Source organism: Streptomyces sp. NPDC005728 (genome assembly GCF_040630895.1).
In the GTDB taxonomy this organism is placed as follows: domain Bacteria; phylum Actinomycetota; class Actinomycetes; order Streptomycetales; family Streptomycetaceae; genus Streptomyces.
On the sequence record NZ_JBEXYL010000079.1, the window covers coordinates 1 to 19,098 of the forward strand.

The 19,098-nt window shown below is 69.7% G+C and carries 19 protein-coding genes; 6 read left to right on the top strand and 13 right to left on the bottom strand.

What is annotated here, in order from left to right:
• From ABZ471_RS36100 to ABZ471_RS36140, 9 genes are all read right to left on the bottom strand, one after another.
• Nucleotides 1–1,430, bottom strand: a 1,430-nt coding sequence (locus ABZ471_RS36100) for a helix-turn-helix transcriptional regulator (RefSeq protein WP_359072559.1), incomplete at its 3' end; no start/stop codon positions are given.
• Nucleotides 1,431–1,941: 511 nt separating this feature from the next.
• Nucleotides 1,942–3,066 carry a hypothetical protein gene (locus ABZ471_RS36105; protein ID WP_359072560.1) on the bottom strand — a complete coding sequence of 375 codons (1,125 nt, stop codon included), beginning with the start codon at nt 3,064–3,066 and terminating at the stop codon, nt 1,942–1,944.
• A gap of 425 nt (nt 3,067–3,491) precedes the next feature.
• Complete coding sequence (locus ABZ471_RS36110) at nt 3,492–3,860, bottom strand: helix-turn-helix transcriptional regulator (protein WP_359072561.1); 369 nt, start codon at nt 3,858–3,860, stop codon at nt 3,492–3,494.
• A gap of 19 nt (nt 3,861–3,879) precedes the next feature.
• On the bottom strand, nt 3,880–4,839 hold the full coding sequence (locus ABZ471_RS36115; RefSeq protein WP_359072563.1) for a tyrosine-type recombinase/integrase: 960 nt from the start codon (nt 4,837–4,839) through the stop codon (nt 3,880–3,882).
• 214 nt (nt 4,840–5,053) lie between these two features.
• Nucleotides 5,054–5,455 carry an ATP-binding protein gene (locus ABZ471_RS36120; protein ID WP_359072564.1) on the bottom strand — a complete coding sequence of 134 codons (402 nt, stop codon included), beginning with the start codon at nt 5,453–5,455 and terminating at the stop codon, nt 5,054–5,056.
• Nucleotides 5,452–7,065: a Mu transposase C-terminal domain-containing protein gene (locus tag ABZ471_RS36125; RefSeq protein ID WP_359072609.1), complete on the bottom strand. Its 1,614-nt coding sequence runs from the start codon at nt 7,063–7,065 to the stop codon at nt 5,452–5,454. Before ABZ471_RS36125 ends, ABZ471_RS36120 begins: the two co-directional genes overlap by 4 nt.
• 162 nt (nt 7,066–7,227) lie before the next feature.
• A complete protein-coding gene (locus tag ABZ471_RS36130; protein ID WP_359072566.1) occupies nt 7,228–8,448 on the bottom strand; it encodes an ATP-binding protein in 1,221 nt (406 codons plus the stop codon).
• A gap of 309 nt (nt 8,449–8,757) precedes the next feature.
• Nucleotides 8,758–9,630, bottom strand: coding sequence for a sigma-70 family RNA polymerase sigma factor (locus ABZ471_RS36135; RefSeq protein WP_359072568.1), 873 nt, complete (start codon nt 9,628–9,630; stop codon nt 8,758–8,760).
• Entirely contained in the window at nt 9,623–9,814 is a 192-nt protein-coding gene (locus ABZ471_RS36140; protein ID WP_359072570.1) for a hypothetical protein, read from the bottom strand. The genes ABZ471_RS36135 and ABZ471_RS36140 overlap by 8 nt, the downstream gene beginning before the upstream one ends.
• Nucleotides 9,815–10,494: 680 nt before the next feature.
• On the opposite strand from ABZ471_RS36140, the gene ABZ471_RS36145 reads away from it, so the two are divergent.
• Nucleotides 10,495–12,495: a CHAT domain-containing protein gene (locus tag ABZ471_RS36145; RefSeq protein WP_359072572.1), complete on the top strand. Its 2,001-nt coding sequence runs from the start codon at nt 10,495–10,497 to the stop codon at nt 12,493–12,495.
• Between the two features lie 165 nt (nt 12,496–12,660).
• Here the strand turns inward: ABZ471_RS36145 and ABZ471_RS36150 are convergent, their stop codons facing one another.
• A complete protein-coding gene (locus ABZ471_RS36150) occupies nt 12,661–12,873 on the bottom strand; it encodes a hypothetical protein (RefSeq protein WP_359072574.1) in 213 nt (70 codons plus the stop codon).
• Between the two features lie 361 nt (nt 12,874–13,234).
• On the opposite strand from ABZ471_RS36150, the gene ABZ471_RS36155 reads away from it, so the two are divergent.
• From ABZ471_RS36155 to ABZ471_RS36170, 4 genes are all read left to right on the top strand, one after another.
• The gene (locus ABZ471_RS36155) at nt 13,235–13,588 is read left to right on the top strand and encodes a PadR family transcriptional regulator (RefSeq protein ID WP_359072576.1); all 354 of its coding nucleotides are present in this window, start codon (nt 13,235–13,237) and stop codon (nt 13,586–13,588) included.
• 12 nt (nt 13,589–13,600) lie between these two features.
• The gene (locus ABZ471_RS36160; RefSeq protein ID WP_359072577.1) at nt 13,601–14,164 is read left to right on the top strand and encodes a hypothetical protein; all 564 of its coding nucleotides are present in this window, start codon (nt 13,601–13,603) and stop codon (nt 14,162–14,164) included.
• A 112-nt stretch (nt 14,165–14,276) separates the two neighbouring features.
• On the top strand, nt 14,277–14,531 hold the full coding sequence (locus tag ABZ471_RS36165; RefSeq protein ID WP_359072579.1) for a PLD nuclease N-terminal domain-containing protein: 255 nt from the start codon (nt 14,277–14,279) through the stop codon (nt 14,529–14,531).
• 586 nt (nt 14,532–15,117) lie between these two features.
• The gene (locus ABZ471_RS36170) at nt 15,118–15,342 is read left to right on the top strand and encodes a hypothetical protein (RefSeq protein WP_359072580.1); all 225 of its coding nucleotides are present in this window, start codon (nt 15,118–15,120) and stop codon (nt 15,340–15,342) included.
• Between the two features lie 407 nt (nt 15,343–15,749).
• Here ABZ471_RS36170 and ABZ471_RS36175 read toward each other — a convergent pair whose 3' ends face one another.
• From ABZ471_RS36175 to ABZ471_RS36185, 3 genes are all read right to left on the bottom strand, one after another.
• Nucleotides 15,750–16,298, bottom strand: a complete 549-nt coding sequence (locus ABZ471_RS36175) for a hypothetical protein (RefSeq protein ID WP_359072582.1) — start codon at nt 16,296–16,298, stop codon at nt 15,750–15,752.
• Nucleotides 16,299–16,804: 506 nt separating this feature from the next.
• Nucleotides 16,805–17,626 (bottom strand): lipase family protein, encoded by an 822-nt coding sequence (locus tag ABZ471_RS36180; protein WP_359072583.1) that lies wholly within the window; start codon nt 17,624–17,626, stop codon nt 16,805–16,807.
• Nucleotides 17,627–18,326: 700 nt separating this feature from the next.
• Nucleotides 18,327–18,455: a hypothetical protein gene (locus tag ABZ471_RS36185; protein WP_359072585.1), complete on the bottom strand. Its 129-nt coding sequence runs from the start codon at nt 18,453–18,455 to the stop codon at nt 18,327–18,329.
• Between the two features lie 23 nt (nt 18,456–18,478).
• On the opposite strand from ABZ471_RS36185, the gene ABZ471_RS36190 reads away from it, so the two are divergent.
• On the top strand, nt 18,479–18,934 hold the full coding sequence (locus ABZ471_RS36190) for a hypothetical protein (RefSeq protein WP_359072586.1): 456 nt from the start codon (nt 18,479–18,481) through the stop codon (nt 18,932–18,934).
• Nucleotides 18,935–19,098: the final 164 nt, after the last annotated feature.

Consider the following 19,098-nt stretch of genomic DNA (forward strand, 5'->3'; position numbering starts at 1 on the left):
AGGTCCACCAGCCACGAGCCGGGCAGCTTCGCATCGAACACCGGCGCCTTGACGTGCGTCGGCTCGCCGAGACCGACGACCAGGCCGTTGGCGCCGGCGGCGAAGGCCATGTTCACGTCGATGCCAACCAGGTGCCGCAGGGTGCACTCGGCATCCGTCATCGGCCGCGCCCAGTCGTACGCCTCCTCGAACAGCTTCTCGCCGGGGCCGCGGACATGGAAGCGCGGCAGGTCCGCCAGGAGCGGGTGCCCGTCCGGGGCCTCGCACGGCGCGCAGTCCACCGGGTCCTTGCCCAGGCTGCCGGGGTTGTGCTCGGAGTGCCGCTTGCCGTCGGCGTCGGGCGCGGAGGCGCGGGTCGGCGGATACAGAGCGGTCATCAGCTCCAGACCGGTGACAGCCGTGGAGCCGCGCGGCGTCATCACCCGGGACGCGTACGTCCCGAGCAACTGGGCGAGTTCGGCCGGCGGCAGCTGTGCGGCGTCGGCCCAGTGCCGGGTGTCGAGCGCGTCCCAGGACGGGATGCACAGCTGCACGCACGCCCGTTCCGAGCCCTGCGCGGGGCGGTAGATCCGCGCCCACGGCCCGAACCCGCGCTTGGTCAGTTGCCAGTTGGCGCGCGTCAGCTGCTTGATGACCTTGTGGCCCTCCGGGATCCGGCCGGCCAGGCGCTCCTGCTGTGTGAGCGTGACGGGCAGGCCGTAGTGCTCGCACGCGGCCTCGGTCAGCACGATCAGCGGGTCGGCGTCCTTGCCCGGCCCGGACAACTTCGGCTGCCCCAGCCTCGCCTCCTTCAGCGTCCAGTCCACCAGCGCCGGGATCGACTTCGCCGGCACGTCAAGGACCAGACCGTCGACGCAGTACGCCAGCACCTGACCATCTGCGTCGACATCGACGACCGCGAGCGGACCGTTCGCAAACCGCGGATCGGCGCCGCCCGCCGGAGTGCCTGCGGGGGCGGCCTTCTTCACGCCCGGGCGGGCCGGACGGGCCGGGCGACGCAACGTCGGCCTGGTCGTGGCCGCCGGACGCGGAGCGGCGGGGCCGCGTGCAGTGTTCCCGGAAGCAGGCTCCGCCGTCGGGCCTGTGGGTACGGTGCGGGCTTGGGCCGGTTCAGCTACCGATGGCGCGGGAGCGGCCGGAACGGCAGGCGTCTCGGGGACCGCCGTGTCCTCAGCAGGCACCAGAGAGTTGGCGGGGTAGAGCTGGGCAAGTTGCTTGAGCATGCGGGCGTATGCGTCACGCTCCGGCGGCCGCGGCTCGGTCTTGCCGGCCTCCCAACCGCTGACCGTCGCCCGCCGCACCTGCAGTGCGGCGGCCACCTCGTCCAGCGTCAGGCCGTGCGCCTGGCGCAGCCGCCTGCGTTCCGCCGGCGGCGGCAACGGAGAGCGGGACGCAATGAGCGCATCGACCGCGTCGAACAGCTCGGACATGCAGCACCTCCTGCCCCGCACCCTAGCGTGAAGCGCACCTTTCGCGTACCAAACGCGTACGGATCCCGTAAACGTCGGTTGGATTGCACGGTGGCCGCCGGAAGGAAGTCCTCGGGCCTGGGTTGCGAAAAGCGGACGTGTCCGGTCCCAGATGTCTGTAGGCACCGCGTAGGCCCCGACCAGCAGTGCCTACAGATGGGCGGGACGGTCGATGCGCATCGCGGGAATGCCGCACGTCGCTTGGCGTGCCCCTGGCCGACACGCACGGCCGGCATGCCGTCGATCCGGGCTACGTCGCGGTGATCGATTGCATCGAGGTACGGCTGAGAGGGCGCCTCCGCACCGTTCGACAGATGGGCTCGACGACCACCAGCTCGGGCAGTTGGCGGGACTCGGCTCGGGCTGGGCAGCCGAAGAACTGCGAGGCCGTCGGGGGCGAGGCGTGAGTGCACACAGCGCCGTGCGGCGGTGCTACGGCGCACGTCCTGCTGTTTCCCAGGACAGTGGTCTGTCAGGTCAAGCTGGCTGGCGGTGTTGTTCCGGGCCGGTAGTGGGCGACTCCTGCGTACGACATGCCCAGCGAGGCGGTGAGTACCTTGATGTCGAGTTCGTCTGCGAGGGTGAGCAGGCGGGTGGAGCGCAGGATGCGTGGCAGCAGGCCGAGGGGGGCGAGGCTGTCGCGGATGTGAGCGGCGCCGGCGGGGCCGTGGTGCGTCCGGGTGAGCCGCGTGACGAGCAGGTGAGGGTTGTCCGAGCCGAGCCCGCGTCGGTGTTCTCGGCAGCGTTCGAGTGCTGTCCAGGTCGCCTTGTCCAGTGGGAGGGCTGCTGATCTGCCGGGGAACTGCACGCTCCGGTGGTGGGGGTTGATGCCGTTGTCGGTGAGCAGGCGCAGCTCGGTGATGGTCGCTGCGTGGAGCAGGGCGGCGAGTCCGATGAAGGCCTCGTGCGGGTGGTTGTCCCGGCTGGTCGCCCACCGTCGGTACAGGGTTCGCTGCTGGGCCAGCGTGAGGGTGGGGCCGTGAAATCCCCTCTGCTGTATCGCAGTTACCGGGTCAGTGGGGTTGTGGAGGACTGCCTTGGCGCGGTGGGCGTAGGCGAAGAACTGACGCAGTCCCGCGAGGCGGGAGGCGCGGCGGGCGGGGTTGAGGGCCAGGAAGGATTCCAGGTGTGCGGTGGTGACGCCCGCCCAGCTCACATGGCCCTCGGCGTGAAGACCGATGGCCAGGTCACGGACGGCGTCCAGGCGGATCTCGATGGTCTTCAGCTGGTTCGGCCGTAGTCCCAGCTGCTGGGCCTGCTCACGCTGCTGCAGCAGGAAGTCGGCGAATCCGGTGACCTGGGGGCGCAGCGGGGCGGGGGTGGCCTCGATACGGCGTGCGCGGCGGGCTGCTGCCCGTTGGTCGGCGAGGCCCGGCGGCGGGTCGAGGTGGCCATGGGTTCGGAAGAAGTCGGTGAGTGCTCCGACAAGTTCGGGGGTGTCGTTTCGGGCGTGGGCAAGCAGGGTGCGGGGCTCGGAGGTTGTTGCCGTGAGGATCAGGTGCGCGGTGGTAGCGACGACGTCGGCCGCGTAGATCGGGTGGCGGTGCTCCGCCAGGTGAGCGGCGAGGTCGCTCCACCAGGAGGGCGGGGTGGGCATGCGCTCTGCCCAGCCGGCCGCACGGGTCAAGACGGTGCGCGGTGAGTGCTCGTAGCAGCGCTTGCACAGCTCTTTGGCCCACTGGCCGCTGGTACCGCACCGCGCACAGCGTGCCGGGGGCTCAGTGGTGGGGGTGCTGCAGGGTCGGCAGCGCTGGGTCGCCGCGTCCAGGACGCGTCGGCGTCCGCAGTGCCGACACTTCCCTCGTCCGGGTTGTCCGGCGGTGCGGCGGTGGCACGCCGCGCACTGCTGTTCCGTTGATCGGCGAGGGGCGCCGCAGGTGGCGCAGGTACGCGAGCACCAGGCGCAGCGGCCGGTGTCGGGGCGCAGCCAGCGCAGTCGGTGGCAGACCGGGCAGCTGTCCTTGCCGGTCCGGGATACGGCACCGGCGGTCGCGGGCGGGTTAGTTGCGGGGTGGGGCGCGGTCACAGCGGTGGTAGGGATCGGTGACGCGATACGGACTGCTGCGGGGGCGGTGGGGCCGGGTCAGGGGCAGTGCGTGGCGGCGGAGCCGAAGACACGACGGGCTCGCTCAGGGTCAAGAGGTCGCCCGGAGTGCAGTCGAGGGCCGCGCACAGCGCGGCCAGCGTGAACAGCTTCACCTGAGAGGGCTGCTTGGTGAACAGCGCGGACACCGACGCCGCGGACAGCTCGAGACCAGCCCGCTCGGCGAGCAGACGGCGCAGCTCGGTGCCTGTCCAGATGCCGCGCTGCGCCGCGGCCATCCGTAGCTTCCACTCCACCTGGGCTGGCGGGGCGGCAGGGGCGATGGCGTGCAGCTCGGGTGTGGTCATCGGTACTCCTGCCCGTGGGTCAGCCGGCCAGGCCGGTGATGGCCGTGAGAGTGGCGCGGCGCCAGGCGTCCTCGACGAAGCTGAGGGAGGGTTGGACGTAGGCCATGGTCGCGGCGATGTGCCGGTGTCCCAGAAGCTGCTGGACGGTGAGCAAGTCCATGCCCTGTTCATAGTGGTGGGTCGCGCAGGCACGGCGCAGGTCGTGCGGGGTGAACCGGTCATCCTGCGGGACGCCTTCCAGGTCCAGGAGGCGGGCCAGGCGATCACGTACGGTGTGCGCCTTCAGCGGGTGGCCGTCTGCGTCGCAGAACAGCGGGGCGGTGTCCGGGAAGAGGGGGCGCACGTCGCTCTGGTACCAGGCAAGGATGCGGTCCAAGCCGTCGAGCATAGGTGCCCACCTCGGGCGCGGTCCCGAGGCATTGGCCGCCTTGCCGAACCGTACGTGGAGCTTGCCGGACGGACCGAGCTCCGGGTGAACGTCGCACTGGTCGAGACGGACCGCTTCACTCACCCGAGGCGCGCAGTGATACAGCGTGCGCAGCAGCGCGTAGTCTCGTGCCGCGGCCGGGTAGTCGGCGGTGACGGCCAGGCGGGCACGGGCGAAAGCGAAGAACTCCGTGAGGCGCTCGGCCGCGGGCGGCAGCCGAAAAGGAGACCTGTCGTCGTAGACGTGCCGCAGCCGGTTAAACCGATCCAGCGGATCACCCACGGGAACGCCGTACAAAGCACGGATCCCGGTGGCGTAGCGGTCCTTCACGAAACCGTGGAACATACGCAGCATCTGCAGGTACTGACGCCTGGTCCCCGCAGCCCGGCCCGCACACAGCAGATCCCGGAGCATCGCGTCCACGTCCGCAGGCTCGATCTGCCATACCGGCCGTTCAAAATGGTTCAACACCCGTTCCAGCAACGACGCGTAGCAACGGACCGTCGTCGGGGAGAACCCGCGTACCACCCACGTCGACGCGAACGCGCTCACGCACCCAGCCTGGAAAGCCCACACATCCAGCACCCGACCGGTACCGGGAACCGGGCCAGCAAGCCCGCCCTCGACCAGCCTCAGAAGAGGCCTCTCCCCCACCCTCCACCACCATCCCGCCCATGACCCCTCGATTAAGGCAGCACCTGATTTCTGCGCCTGCCACCGAAGCCACCAACGAGACACCCGAAGAAAAGCAACCCCCGCCTTACAGCTACCCCCGCAACCCACACGCCTCCCCGTTGAGCCACTGGGCCTCGTCCACGAGGAAGGTGCGGGGGCGTTCGGCCAGGGCGGTCTTCAGCAGGCGGTCGAATTCACTGGGGTGACGCGGTGGTTCACCGGCCAGGTCGAGCGCGGTGAACAGTTCGTAGCGCACCGCGCGGGCGGTGGGCCGGGCCCGGAAGGTGATCTTGCGGACGTCCTCGTGCGGTTCGAGTCCCCGCAGACAGATGTTGACGGCGAGCGTCTTGCCGAAGCCGGCGCCGCCGTGGATGCACATCATGGCCCGCGCGGCGACCGTGTCGGAGATGTTCTCCCGGGCGGTGAGCAGGGCGCGGGTGGTGACCACGGACGCATCGGGCAGGTCGACGTACTGGTAGCTGGCCGCGGTCACGAGGCGTCTCCGTCTTCGTCGGTGGTGGGAGGTGCGGCCCGCCCGTCGCGCCCGTCCGGGGCGAAAGCGCCATCACAGCCGGACGGGTGCGGGACGGGCGGGACGGGCGTGGTCAGCGCGGCCAGGGAAGCAGGGGTGCGCCAGTCGGCCGGGGGCGCGGCGGGCGGGATGAGGTCCGGCATCGCGAGCTGCGCGAGGTCGGTGTCGGCAGTCTGGACGAGTTCGGCCTCGGCCTGCGCGGTGGTCAGCGCGCCGAGCCGCTGGGGGGCCTCGGGCTGGTTCACGGCGGCGTAGCGCTCGCGCTGTGAGGCCTCCAGGTCCTTCTTCAGGCGGCGGGTGCGGGCGGCCCGCGCTCTTCGTACGGCGCTGATCTGTTCGTCGGTGGCCTGGTCGGCGAGGTCTGCGGGACCCAGGTAGCGGCCGGTGGCGGCGTGGTAGACCTCGATCCGGTGATCGTGGTGGGGCATGAAGCGGACCCGGACCTGGATCCCGGCCTGGCCGGTCATCCACGGACCCACATAGTCGCGCTTTTTGAAGCGGATGCCGCGGGTGGTCAGCGTGCGGGTGCCGGCGTCCTCCAGGGTGAACGTCCACAGATCTGCCGCAGGCACGTCCCGCAGCGGCGTGGGATCGTCCTGCCACGCCTCAAGCGGAGTCCTGCCCCGCAACGGCGCGGGGCGGTGCTCGGTGTTCCACCACGAAGTCCAGGCCAGCAGCCGGGCGGTGAAGTCCTCGAAGCCGAGCAGCACTTCGTCCTTCGGGCGAGACACGCGTTTGCCGGGGCGCGGCTGGCGGGCATAGCCGGGCAACGCGGCCAGGAACATGTCCTCCACCGCCCGATTCAACCCCTCCACGGTGCCCTTGAGGTGAGGGGTGTAGGCGGGCAGATCCTCCACCATCACGTCCAGAAGATCGAACGCAGCAGTCACCGTCCTAGAGAGGAAGTCCTTGCCGCGGTCGACACGCACCTTCTCCGGCAGACCACCGAACGGACCGTACGGCTCCTCGCGCAGGACTGCGGAACGCAACGCGGCCAGCACCGACTCCCGCGACGGACCCCCCGGCGTGACGGCCACCCCCGTGATCGCGTTCGTCGCGCAGTCGGTGAACCACGTAATCCACGGCCTGCAGGCCCTGCCATCGACGTCGACCAGCACCGGGGCCTGGACGTGGTCGGTCTCCCACACGTAGTTGCGCCAGCCGCGCGGCCGGGCCAGGAACACATCGTGCTTGCGCGCCGCCCGCTCCCCACCCGCGAGCCCCGCCCGCTCCCCCGGCGTCAGATCACGGCGGATCGCACGGTGCAGCGTCGTCAACGACGGTGCGTCGGCAGGCGGAGACTGCCGAGCGGCACGGAGGACCAGCTCGCGATGGACCGCCCGCACGTTCCCCTTCCACAGCGCCAACAGCCCACGGACTTCAGACGTGATCGTGAACCTCGTATCGGCCTGGGACCGTGCGCCAGGGTCGGCGGCTGCGGCCTCATCGTTCTCAGCGGCGGCCAGCCATCGCCATACTGTGCGCTCCGAAACCCCCAGCGCGTCTGCAGCCACGCGGACATGACCGGCCGTCAGCTCCTTCCCCGCCCGCAGGGCGAGCAGCCGCCGCACTGTGGGACCGCGCAGTGCCGTCCTCGACGCCGCAGGCAGTCCGCCGCCTGCGCGGACGGCGCCTTCGTCCTCCATGCCAGCTCCCCTCGCGCGGTGGGACGTCGTGTGTTCGCCGGGGCCGTGAGACATGCGAGCACCCCGACCGTTGCAGGAGCGCTCCGTTCACAGTGGCGGCGCAACCCGCTGGAACAGCCGCCGCAGAAGGGCTCGGTCGACGGATGCGTCAGCAGTGGTGAGCAGCGCGTTCTGCAGGTGCGCAGTCAAAGCGGCCCACGTGCGGAACGTGCCGTGCGCGCACGACTGGTCGATCCACGTCAGATCCGGGGCCGGGACGGTACGCCACAGCGGATGGAAGCCGGTCGCCACGGTCGCCACTTCCGCTCCAGTCAGGCGCGGAACCTCCTGCCACGCGACCACCCGCGATGCCAGCTGCGGAAGCCGGGCCAGCGCCCGCTCGCTGCCCGCCCCGCACAGCACCAGCGTGATCCGCGTGCCGGGGTGGTCCCACAGGCTCTGCAGGTACTCCAGGCAGGGCACGGGCAGGCGCTGCGCCTCATCGACCACCAGCACCCGCGCCTCCCCAAGAGCCCCCGCGACCGCGGCGTCGGCCAGCGCCGACGTGTGCGGGAAGCGGCCCGGCAGCGCCAGAGCGTCGAACACCGCCCGCCTCATGCCGGCCACCGACGGACGCACCGGTATCGGCACCCAGGTCACCTTCCAGCCCGGAGGCACTTCGCCAAGCGCCATCCGCACGGCCGCGGTCTTGCCCCGTCCCGGGTCGCCGAACACACACACCGCGCCCTGAACCGCCATCGCCTGACCGACCGCCTCGGCCACCGCCCGCACCGACGACGTCCGCACCAGCTGCGCTCCCGCCGGCAACGCCACACCCGCCACCGCGCCGCTCTCCCCCGCCGGCAAGCCGCTGGTCGCCTCTGGTCCCAGACGCGGTGGCGCAGACGTCTTCGCCGCGTTGCCCTCCCGCGGTCCGGCCAGGGCGAGGTCAGCCAGTGCCTGCCGCGTTTGCTGCTCCTCCCGCTCCCGCCGCACCACCGCGCGATCCGGCAGGACCCTGCCGGCCTGAAGGTCTCGGCGCACCACCCGGTGTAACGAGGCCAGCGAGGGCACCTCATCCCCGGCCTCCAAAAGATGCCGGTGCAGCGCCGCCACGTTCCCGCCCGCCTGCGCCAGCGCCTGCCACGCATGGTCGGACAACTCCAGCCGGGCCCGCGGCCTGCCCTCCATGCGGCCCTCCGTACGCGCCGCCTCCAGCCAGCGCCACACCGTGCGCACATCCACCCCGCCGACCTGGGCGCCCGCACGCACATGCGCAGTCGTCAACGCTCCGGCCGCATCGAGCTCCAGCAACCGCGCAACCAGCACCGGCCTGGACACCCTCACCCCCGCCGCCACCTCACCCCACGCGCCCGACTCCCCCACCCCACACCCTTCCGGACGCGCAAAACCGACACCGACCACCGTGCCGCCGCGCAGCCACCGAAGGATCAGAAGTGCCGTTCCCGAGACAGAGGCACGGGGCGGGGTGTACCGCCCCATGACAGCCGAAACGGCACCACGCACCGTCCCACGGCAGTGACGCTGCCCTTCATGAACGCCCGAACAGGGGAAACACCCCGGCCTGACATACCATCACTGACACCCAACCACCGACACCAAACCGGCACATCGCAGTCATGCCTGCGGCTCGTAGCTGATCCCGTCGAAGGACGGCGAGCCGGAGGCCTGGTGGTCCGGCGACATTGATCCGGCGGAGGAACCGGAGGGACTGATGTTGTCGCGGCCCGCCTGTGCGGGCTCAACGGCCTTGCGTAGCGCTTTCAGTACCTCTGCCCACCGCGGGCGGAAGTCTCCCGTTGCCCACATCGCCAGCCCCACCAACACGGTGAGCAGGACGCCGACCGTGCCAGCGAGGCCCAGCGTCACCGCGCCGGCTGGCGACTGGAGGCCTGCGGCCGGGATGATCTCCCGCCTGCCGACCGTCATGAACCAGGTGGTCCAGGCGACGAGGGCGGCGCCCAGGCCGACGAGTGTCATGCGCAGCGCGCGGATCGCGCGGTGCCCGTGGACGCCCACCGTGCCCGGCGAGGACCCCAGCACCTGGGCCGCCTCGGCCTGGGTCATTCCCAGCTCCCGGGTCAGCAGCATCACCCTGCGCTGCTGCAGCGACAGATCGCTCAGTGCCTCGCCGACTACGTGCCGCAGCTCGGTCTCGGCGATGGGGTGGACCACCGGTTGGTCCTCCGGCCGCACGTCCGCGTCGAGCGAGGCGTAGCCCCTGCCCTCGGCGTGGCGCCCTGCCGCCCGTTTGATCTCGTGGTCCATGCACGTGTGGACGTACGCGCGCATGTTGCCGATCGGCTCGGTGACTGCCAGCACGGACTTGAGGACGTTCTGCACGACGTCCTCGGGATCCGCCGACGACTGCGGCACCCCGCGGGTGCGCAGCCGGCTCCTGGCGCGGCGGACCAGCTTGCCGTACCGCTCCTCCACCAACATCGCCAACGCCTCGGCGTGCCGCGACCGCGGCCTGCCCTGATCAGCCACGCCGCCCCCGCTTCCCCGACCGGCGCCCCTTGCACGCCCGCACGTCCGACGTCCCCTCCGCACGAATCATCTCGGCCTTGCCCGCCGCGCGGAGGCGGAACGCGATGCTCTTCAGCACGCCCTGCAGTGCCGGCGCGAAGAGCAGCACCAGGAACACCACGACCCCAACACCCGTCGATTCCAACGGACCTCCTCCAGTCTGCGGCCCAGCGCCTCACGGTGAAGCAGCGGCCGTACACATGCTGAGAGGCGTACGGCCGCCGGATCCTTTACACGGCACCAGAAAAATCTCCGGAGGCTCCCGTGCTCCTCGTGTCTGCTCCACGCTCTGGTTCGGCGGCCCGCCGGGGAGCACTTGCTCCCCTGGGGTTCGCGGCTTCGGTCACGTACACCGGCTCGACTCGGCCCTGGAAGCTTCGCGCAGGGCGGCGTGGCATGACCTTCGGCAGGACGACCTTGTGCGTGAGCGCGGCATCGAACCAACCGACCGGACTGCCGAGAAGCAGGAGAGCCACCGGGCCCGGACGGGACCCGGATACCACGCAGCCTGCTGACCGAGATCCCGGCGTACGGACGGGACGAACTTCGGGCGACCTCAACCGCCATCAGACGACGACCAACAGTCACGCTCGTGGCCGCACCACAAGAAGTGGACCAGAACCCCGGTGCGAGATGGATGGGGCAGGGTGAGAAGGTGGCGGCGTAATGTGCCCGGCTATAAGGGTGCCGACGGGTAGCCATCGGCAAAAGGGACCGCACGGGGGGCTGATGCGTCTTCACGAGCTGTTTCCTTCGGTCGCCGTGCATGTGCCGGCTGGGACAGAAGTGGCCGGGGACCTCAGCGATCCGCCCACGGTCCTGGCCGTGGCGCTGATACTGCGCGAGCAGCAGGGCCGGCTGGCGGAATCCCCTCGTCTGCTGGAGCAGTTCACTCTCGGGGTGTTGAACGATATCCAGCGGCTGCAGGCAGCCGACCCTGCCGTGCCCGAGCCGGCTTGTGTCGTGCTGGCCATGCTGATGTGCTGGTCTCCGGCGCGGCGCGGGTTTGAGTACGCACAGCCGCTGGAGATGTGGCGGTGGCTGCACAGTGCATTCGGCGATCCCGTTACGCGGGAGGCCGGCACCGCCGATTTCGATCTGGCGCCGTTGGACCGCACGCTCCGAAACGACACATGGACTGCCCTGGCACAGTCCGCCCTGATCACGCTGGCCCCGATCCTGTTCCATCTGAACACCACCGCTCAGTCGGCCGAGGACCTGGCCCGGCAGCTGTGCCCGCCCGTCCTCGTCCTGTGCCGTGCCCAGATCGCCAGGGGCAGCGTGCCCGTGGTGGAGGCGGCCGTGCAGCTGGTGAAGTACCTGGTTCGCCAGGAGCAGCGCAGCGATGCCTGTGAGCTGGGGCACGTGCTGGAGAAGCTGCTGTACACGCGTCCCGACCACCCCATGGCGGGTGCCATCGCTGTCCTGCTGGCTGGTGAACAGCCCCCGATCACCCATCGGCAGCCAGACTGGATCGCTCATTGGGCTCTCGGCCACCTCACGTTGAACCCATACACGGTGCTGGCCTTGAGAACGATCACGGCGGTGCGGATGAGCGCTCCCGAGCTGGCTGCGTTCTTTCCCACGGTCCTGTCGCAGCTGGAGACGGTGGTCGCCCTCGTCGAGCAGGAGGAGGATGCAGCCCAGCGGTCGCGGGACCGGGGCAGGGTGTGGTCCATGTCCGGGCCACTGGTGCACACGCTGCTGCAGGCCGGCAACGTTGAGCAGCTGATGCAGTGGCTGTCGGTCTGGTACGGCGTCGAGCCAGGCGAACGACGAAGCGGTCGGTGCGTCCTGCTCGCCGCCGGAGGCAGCCGCGCCTGGTACCGGCCGCAGACGGCCCCCGAATCCGAGGGCGACACCGCACTGGTGCGGCTGACCGCAGGGATGAACGCAGCCCTGGGCAAGAGCCTGGTCACACACGGTCTCAGTGATGCGGCGCTGACGACGCCGGCTACCGGCCGCAAGTCCTTCGAGTACGTTGCCGAGCTGGAGGAAGCACTGCTCGCGTACCTCGACGTGGCCGATCTGGCCGAATACGCGAGCAGCGAGAAGGCTGAGGCGTTCGTGTCGACCTTGCCCTCTCTGACACCCGTCCAGTCGCTGCTGGCACGCCGGCACGGCCCTGTGCTGCCACTTGCCGTCAGTCTGCGCCAACCACTGCCGGACCGCCCTGTCGCCGCGGTCCAGCTGTGGTGCGGTGACGCTCCCTTCGCCCAGGCAGAGGCCGAAGTACTGAAGACAGTCTTCTCCTACGCGGGCATCCGGTGCGACATCGTGAACGGCGACGAGGTGACCCGCACCAACTTCCTGGCCTCGTACGAGCGCGACGACTACGACGTGCTGTGGGTGGCCGCGCACGGACGGCACCCGCTGATGGATCCCGATGATTCCTCGATCCTGCTCACCTCCACCGAGCAGGTGCCACTGCAGGAACTGGCTGCCGCTCCCCTGCCGTCCACGGCACAGCGACGCCTGCTCGTTCTCAACACCTGCGACAGCGCTGCGGCTAATGCCCAGGGACCCTACGACGACCATGGCCTGGCTCGTTCGGTCGCCGGTCCCCGGCAGGCTGTCATCGGGCATCTGTGGCCGGTCCCCGGGGGAGCTGCCGTGGTCTTCGGAGCCCTGCTAGCGTGCGAGCTGGCCGACGGATCCGGCTTCGCCGAGGCCTTTGAGGAGGCGTTGCGGGCATTCCAAGACACCTGGCCCAACCTCGCGCGCCGGTTCGGCGACCGCGGCCTCGGCGCCCAGATCGCCGAGGCCTTGGACGACTTCCGCGATCCGACCCTGCTCGACTGGGGCAGTCCCGCTTTCCTCGAGTAGATCGCTTCGCTTCGGGCCGCCCAGGCCCCCTTCGGCAAGGTCCTCATCAATGCCCAGCGGGCGTCGGACAGGTCACTGCGGTACGGACGACGATCACTCACGCCTCGTGCAACGACCACCACTGCCGCCAGTCACAAAAGCATCCCAGAACACCAACTACATAGATCAGATGCCCTCTTCCAGGGTGAGCCGCAGACTCATCACTCCGGCGTCCATGCCCAGCATGAGCAGACCGCCGACCTGCGAGGCCGTGCGAATGGCGCGGTAGTTAGGGATCGTCAGCAGGCAGCTCATCGTCCGGGGCTCCCGGATCCGCACGGTACGGTCGTTGTCCACGATCGCCAGCAGGTCGGCTCCGCCGAGCCGCACCGTGGTCATCGCAGCGATTCCGCCGGTAGGAACGGTCGCCGTCCGTACGGCCTCTCCGGTTCCAGGGGTCCAGAGGCGCACGGTGGTTCCGGAACCGCCGGCCAGGACGTCCTGCCCGTTCATACGGAGGACGCACAGGTGCGTCCTTCTTCCTGCCGGAGTTCGGGACTTCACCGAATCAGTGGCCGCAACGCCCTCCCGTGGCCACGTTCTCCCACGGGTTCGGCCAGGTGCACACGGGCGGTGACGGGAGGGCCGGCGTCGTCCCCGTGGGCGTCCCAGGCGGCGGGACTTGAGCGCCGGGGACCGTTTGCCGGGTGCACCAACGTCACTTTTGGACTTGTAGAGATAGCCAGGTACTGTGCAATGCATGGAACCTGACATCGCAGGTAAGCCTGTCGCGGGCAAGGCGGAGAGCCAGCTCCGCAAGGGGGTGCTGGAGTACTGCGTGCTTGCGATCCTGCGGGAGGGCCCGCGCTACGGCGTGGAACTGCTCGAAACCCTCGGCGCGGTGAACGTCATGGTCACGAGCCAAGGGACCATCTACCCCTTGCTGTCGCGGCTGCGCCGTGACGGACTGGTGGAGACCCACTGGCAGGAGTCCCCCAGCGGGCCCCCACGGCGCTACTACGAGCTGACGCCGTCGGGGCAGGCGGCACTGAAGGAGTTCACCGCCATCTGGCCGCGCTTCCGTGACGCGGTCGACCACTTCATCACCGACTGACAGGAGACCACCGTGACGATCACCGAGCACCCGCTGGTGAAGAGTTACCTGGCCACCGTGGCGCGTGAAGCGGCCGGACTCAGCCCGGAACGCCGAGGCGAGCTGCTGGCCGACCTGGAGGAGCACATCGCCGTGGCAGTCGCAGAAGAGTCCGCATCCGGCGACGACGAGATCCGCACCGTGCTCACACGCCTCGGCGACCCACGCACCATCGCGGCAACCGCACTCGGCGACGAGCTCCCTGCTCCGCAAGTGAGCCGAGGACGCACCCTTGCCCTGCTGGGACTGCTGGCGGCGACCGGCCTCCTGACGGTCTTCGCACCCCTGCTGGGCGGCCCCGCCCTGATCGGCGCGATCTGGTGGCTGTGGACCGCGCCGCAGTGGCGCGACCGGGACAAGGCGATCGGGACGGCGGCCGCCCTCGTGCCGCCGCTGTTCGTGGTGGCGCAGTGGGTGATCCCCGCGGGCACGCTGAACTTCGGCCTCGGAGCATTCATCCCGGTCCTCCTGGCCGTCCTGGCACTCCCGGCCGCCACCGGCGTCTATCTGCTGCGGTCCGCACGGCGCCCGTCATGAATGGGGCTCACCCATGACGCAGTCGGCATCCCGGAACAGCCGGACTGCCGTCAACCGACGCTGCCCGACCCGGGTGCTCCGAGAATCCCCCCACCAGCAAGAGGAATGAACGATGCAGGCACAGCTCACACACCAGATGGCCCTTGCCCCTACGGGCGATATCGCGATCGCCTGCGCAGGAGCTGCCGTGGCCGTCGGCGCTCTCACGTTGTACTTCGGCGCTCTGCTCAGCATCGTCAGGTCTGACCTCACCGGAGGGATGAAGCTGGTCTGGGTCGTTTTCGCCCTCATGGCCCCCTTCCTTGGGAGTCTGCTCTGGTTCCTGGTCGGCCGCCGCGACGCCCAGCGCCGGCCAGGCATCGCCTGATCCCAAGGGCGCCCCGTCGACCCTGCCTGGGCCCGCACCCCGAAGAGGGTGAAGGCCACGGCGCAGGCTCGGCTGGGCATATCCGGTAAGAGGTCCTCGGCTCGACGGATGCCAGGCCCACCAGCACCCCGGCAGAACCCTGAACAGGGAGAGCGCGGCCCGGGCCGGGCGAGTCCGCACGGGCTGGCGAGCGAGCCGACCGGCTACGCGATCGGCCGCTCACGCGGCGGCCCGGCCACCAAGATGCACTTCGCCGTCAGCCCCTCCTTCCCTGCGCTGCCCGGCCTCACCCACAGCTGGACAGCGCGGGGACAGCCCGAAGCAGTCCAAGAAGCTCGCCAGACTCGCCCTCCACGGCGGCCAGTTCACCGAGATCGTGCCCCACCTCACCGTCGCTGACGGTCAGGACGACGCAGTTCCGGATGAGATCTTGTGGCGGTGCAACCGAGCCCTGGACCAGAAGTTCACCTGCCTGCTTTCCCTCGCGAGCCGTGGGACACCAGCCGCAAGGTAGCGGTCAGGGCTTCGTGGTCGTCTTCGGCCGGCGGGGCACGGTCTTGGTCTTGTCGAGGTGTGCACGCCCAGCGTGTCCGGGTCGGCCAGGCTGGACGAGACCATCACGCCGAACCCGTTGCCGCCGTCCTTCGCGGCCCACGGCACCTGGAAGTCCGGCAGGCCGGCGCTGTTGAGCCGGACGTCCTCGTTCATCGGCAACCGGGCGAACTCGCCAGCCGACGCGTTCAGCCACATCGAGTCGGTGACGGCGGTTCCAGACGTCGTGTGCTGCGGCCGGCCCATCGCATCGACATAGTGAAGGACGTTCGGGAGTCGCAGCGCGCCGAAGGTCAGGTCGATGGTTGGGGTCGACCTGGATCTGCCCAACCCTGCGTACGCCGTGCGAGTGCGGTGTCAGCGTGGCCAGGTTGAATGGCGAGTACCAGTTCAGGATGAAGGCCAGCGTGCTGCTCGGCCGCTGCGAGGTCGGCCAGCCGTAGTTGATCAGATGGGTGTCCGTCTGCAGCTACGGCGCCCGGTGCGGCAGGGCAGGTGGAGCTGGACTCGCCGCCCTTTATCAGCGTCCGTCGATGGTCGGCCCACCGTCGTCCGCGGACCGGATCGGCCGGCATCAACGGCCCGATCCGGTCCCCCATCGCATCGCTGATCACGAACCGGACAGACGCATCCGGTCAACGGACTGGCCCGTCAAAGAGGCACGCTCTAGTGGTTGCCATTGCCGTTGTCGCTGCCGTTGCCGTTGCCCTTGTTCTTGTTGCCGTTGTCGCTGCCGTTGCCGTCGCCCTTGTTGTTGTTGCCGTTGCGGGAACCGTTGTCGTCGCCTTCGTTCTCGTTGCCGTTGCGGGAGCCGTTGTCGTTGCCCTTGTTCTTGTTGCCGTTGTAGCTGCCGTTCTTGTTGCCCTTGTTCTTGTTGCCGTTGTAGCTGCCGTTCTTGTTGCCTTCGTTCTCGTTGCCGTTGCGGGAGCCGTTGTCGTTGCCGGTGTTCTTGTTGCCGTTGTCACTGCCGTTGTCGTTGCCCTTGTTCTTGTTGCCGTTGTCACGGCCGTTGTTGTTGCCCTTGTTGTCGTTGCCGTTGCGGGAGCCGTTGTTGTTGCCGGTGTTGCCGTTGCCGCTGCCGCCGTCGACGGCGGCCATGTGCGGCGCCGCGTGCTCGGCGGCGAAGGCGGTGGTGGACAGCGAGGCGCCTCCCGCGGCCAGGACGGCGCAGACGGCGATCATCACAAGGCGCCGGGTCTTGGAGGTGTGAGCCATGAGAATTCTCCTTGATGAGAAATGGTGAACGATTTAACGAATTCCCCCGCCCACGCCCGGGGGAATTCCTGGGCGGGACACAAAGGTCCCGCAATCACACCGCCGGGTTTCTTTTCCAGTCGGTGCCGCCGGATTACTTTTCCTGTGTGAACCGGTGTCTCAATTACCCCCGGGGCAGGGCAGTCGGGTCATGCCCCCGAAACGGTGACGCTGCCCGGGATCTTGGTCGTGCCGCCCGCATCGGTTGTCCGTCGCGGAGCGTCCGGACGGGCAGCCACCCGCGCCAGGAACAGCAGCCGGTTGCACGGTGCGCTGCCCTTTCCGCCTTCCGCCCAAGGACAGCGGCCTCTTCCGGGTCGCCGCGCCGGGAGGCTTCTCGCCATCGCGGCGTGGACGGCACAGAAGGCCGGCGAGGCGGTGGCGGCGAGGCGGCCCGGGCCTGGTCAAGTCGCCTGGTTTTAGCCGGGACAGCCGCAACACGGGCCGGTGGCTGTGGTCCTCGACGGTCAGGAGAGGTTCTTCTCCAAGACCTTGATGTAGTTGCTCATGAAGTGGTCGCGGATCCCGTCGCCGGCGGGGGCGAGGGGGTCGGCAGTCATGCCTCTGGCCCGGTCGGCAAGGCCGCCGAGCAGGGGCATGGAGTCATGGAGCCGTCCCGCCGAGTCGATGTAGCGCAGGGCATGGACATGGGTGAAGGGAGGCTCGGGCGGCAACTGGGGCACGATGTCGTTGTTGTTGACGAACCGGTACATGCGGTCGGCGAAGCCCTTGTTGTACACCTTGGCCAACTCCTGGTCGCAGGTGCGGGGCTGGCCGTAGGTGTAGACGCCGTCGGCGGCCAGCCGCGGCTCTTCCAGATACATCCGGGCGCCGGCCAGCATGGCCAGGGCGCCTCCGAGGCTGTGCCCGGTGAAATACACCTTCTGGCCGTCGGTGCGCAGCTCGGCCAGTGTGTCTTTGACCTCCGGGTAGATCGAGTCCAGTGCCTCGGCGAAGCCGTGGTGCACCCAGCCGGTGCCTCCCGGGCCCGGGCAGGGAGGAGTGGTGGCGTCCGAGAGCCAGTCTTTGATCTGCGCCGGTTCCGTGCCGCGGAACGCCGTGATGATCACGTGGTCGCCGGCCAGGGTGTAGGCCTGGGTGTCCTGAAGCGGGAAGGGGGGAGTGAACCGCGTCTCGTGGTGTCGAACCTGGTCGAACCCCCAAGCACGGGCCTGTTCCTCGATCACCTCCCGGCTCTTGTAGGCGAGATCGCATGCTCGCGCCAGCCAGTAGGCCCACTGGAGGCTGTAACCGTTCGAGCGCTGGTCGAACGACGAGGGTACGGCCACTGAAGGCCCCTTTCCTGGCAGTGGAGTTGAGCAGCCTGGGCGAGGGCGCCCCACTCCGCCTACGTTGATCATTTCGTAGTATCGGCGCCGCCAGGGGCGCGGAACGCGAGAACACACCGGCGATCACCTGAACGGATCCTCCTCAGGCCCTGACCGCGCCTTGCCCTGCCCCGGCAGGGCGCCGTGCCGCCGGCTTGCAGGTGCGCGTGCGCGGTAGAACAGACGATCCGGCACGGCAACAAGGGCGGCGTGATCCCCGCTGCCGATCGGACCACCGACCGGCAGCAGGTGAGGGGGACCCGATACTCACCGTGCGCGTGGCGGTCCCGTGACTCCTGCAGACCGAGCAGGTGAGGACGGGGCTGCTCCTTGGAGCCGTCACGTACCCGGTGCCGAGTCCCCAGCCGACGCGGAGCGCGCTGCCCGGCACGGTCACCGGGCTCGGACTGCAGCCGAGGTGATCCCCGACCTGATCGCCCGTGAGGCAGGCGTCCCCTGCCCACGGCCCTCCGCCGGCCCGCGGCCCTCTGACCTCGCCCTCCAGACACGGCAGCCGGCCTCCGCGTACGGTCCCCACTCCGAGCCCGTGGTTCGCGACCTGACCCTCACCCACCGATGAAGGGGAGCATCCGGCGATCGCGGTGCCGAGCGGAATCGGCAAGCCGACCCTTGCCCACCGGCTCACCGGCCTCGCCCGCCCTCAGCGCGCAGAGGTCAGGCGCTCAAAGGCGCATCGCTCGGCGAGGCCGACGAGCAGCGCCTGCACCGCCTCGCCGCCGTCCCCCAAAAGACGTACATCTTCACCGGCACCCTCGGCGACCACCTGCACTACCGGACCCTGGCGGCACCGAGGTGGACCTGGACCAGGCCGCCAAGGCGGCCGGGCTGCGCTCCCTGGTCAAGCGGCCGAGCGGGTACGAGGCGAGGAAGGGTGCCGGCGGCGCCGTCCTGTCCGGCGCTGAGCAGCAGCTCATCGCCCCGGCCCGGGTCCGCCTCTCAGCTGCTCGAGTGGTCATCCTCGATGAGGGCGCCTCCCAGCTCGACCCGATCGCACAGGCACAGGCACAGGAGGCATTCCGCGAGCGCGACGGAACCCCGATCATCATCGCCCGCCGGATCAGCTCGACCATGCGCGCGAACCAGGTCCTCATCCTGGACGGTCGCAGCACGGTGGACGGCACCCGCCGCACCCTGATGATCGCCTCGCCGCTCTGCCGGGAGCCGGCCGGTTCCTGGACCGGCTCGGATGCCGACCGCACCCCGCGACAGAACGCGGCGATGAGGTCACACACAGGGCATCACAGCTGATCAGAGCGGCTTCTGAGAACCAAGGGATCGGTCCGGCCGCCGCCCGGCGCCCCACCGCCGGGCGGGGCAGAGCCGCAGGTGGCAACGAAGGGGAGTCCGCGCCCCGCGCCCCACCTCGACCGCCCTCTCCCCTCGGGTGTGGTCCCCCCGAGGACCGGCTCCTC

What these genes read in the sequence shown, in the direction of transcription:
- ABZ471_RS36105 (WP_359072560.1), bottom strand. Translation starts at nt 3,066, where the DNA reads ATGCCCACCCCGCCCTCCTGGTGGAGCGACCTCGCCGCTCACCTGGCG.
- ABZ471_RS36110 (WP_359072561.1), bottom strand. Translation starts at nt 3,860, where the DNA reads ATGACCACACCCGAGCTGCACGCCATCGCCCCTGCCGCCCCGCCAGCC.
- ABZ471_RS36150 (WP_359072574.1), bottom strand. Translation starts at nt 12,873, where the DNA reads ATGACCACGGTGCGGCTCGGCGGAGCCGACCTGCTGGCGATCGTGGAC.
- ABZ471_RS36155 (WP_359072576.1), top strand. Translation starts at nt 13,235, where the DNA reads ATGGAACCTGACATCGCAGGTAAGCCTGTCGCGGGCAAGGCGGAGAGC.
- ABZ471_RS36165 (WP_359072579.1), top strand. Translation starts at nt 14,277, where the DNA reads ATGCAGGCACAGCTCACACACCAGATGGCCCTTGCCCCTACGGGCGAT.
- ABZ471_RS36175 (WP_359072582.1), bottom strand. Translation starts at nt 16,298, where the DNA reads ATGGCTCACACCTCCAAGACCCGGCGCCTTGTGATGATCGCCGTCTGC.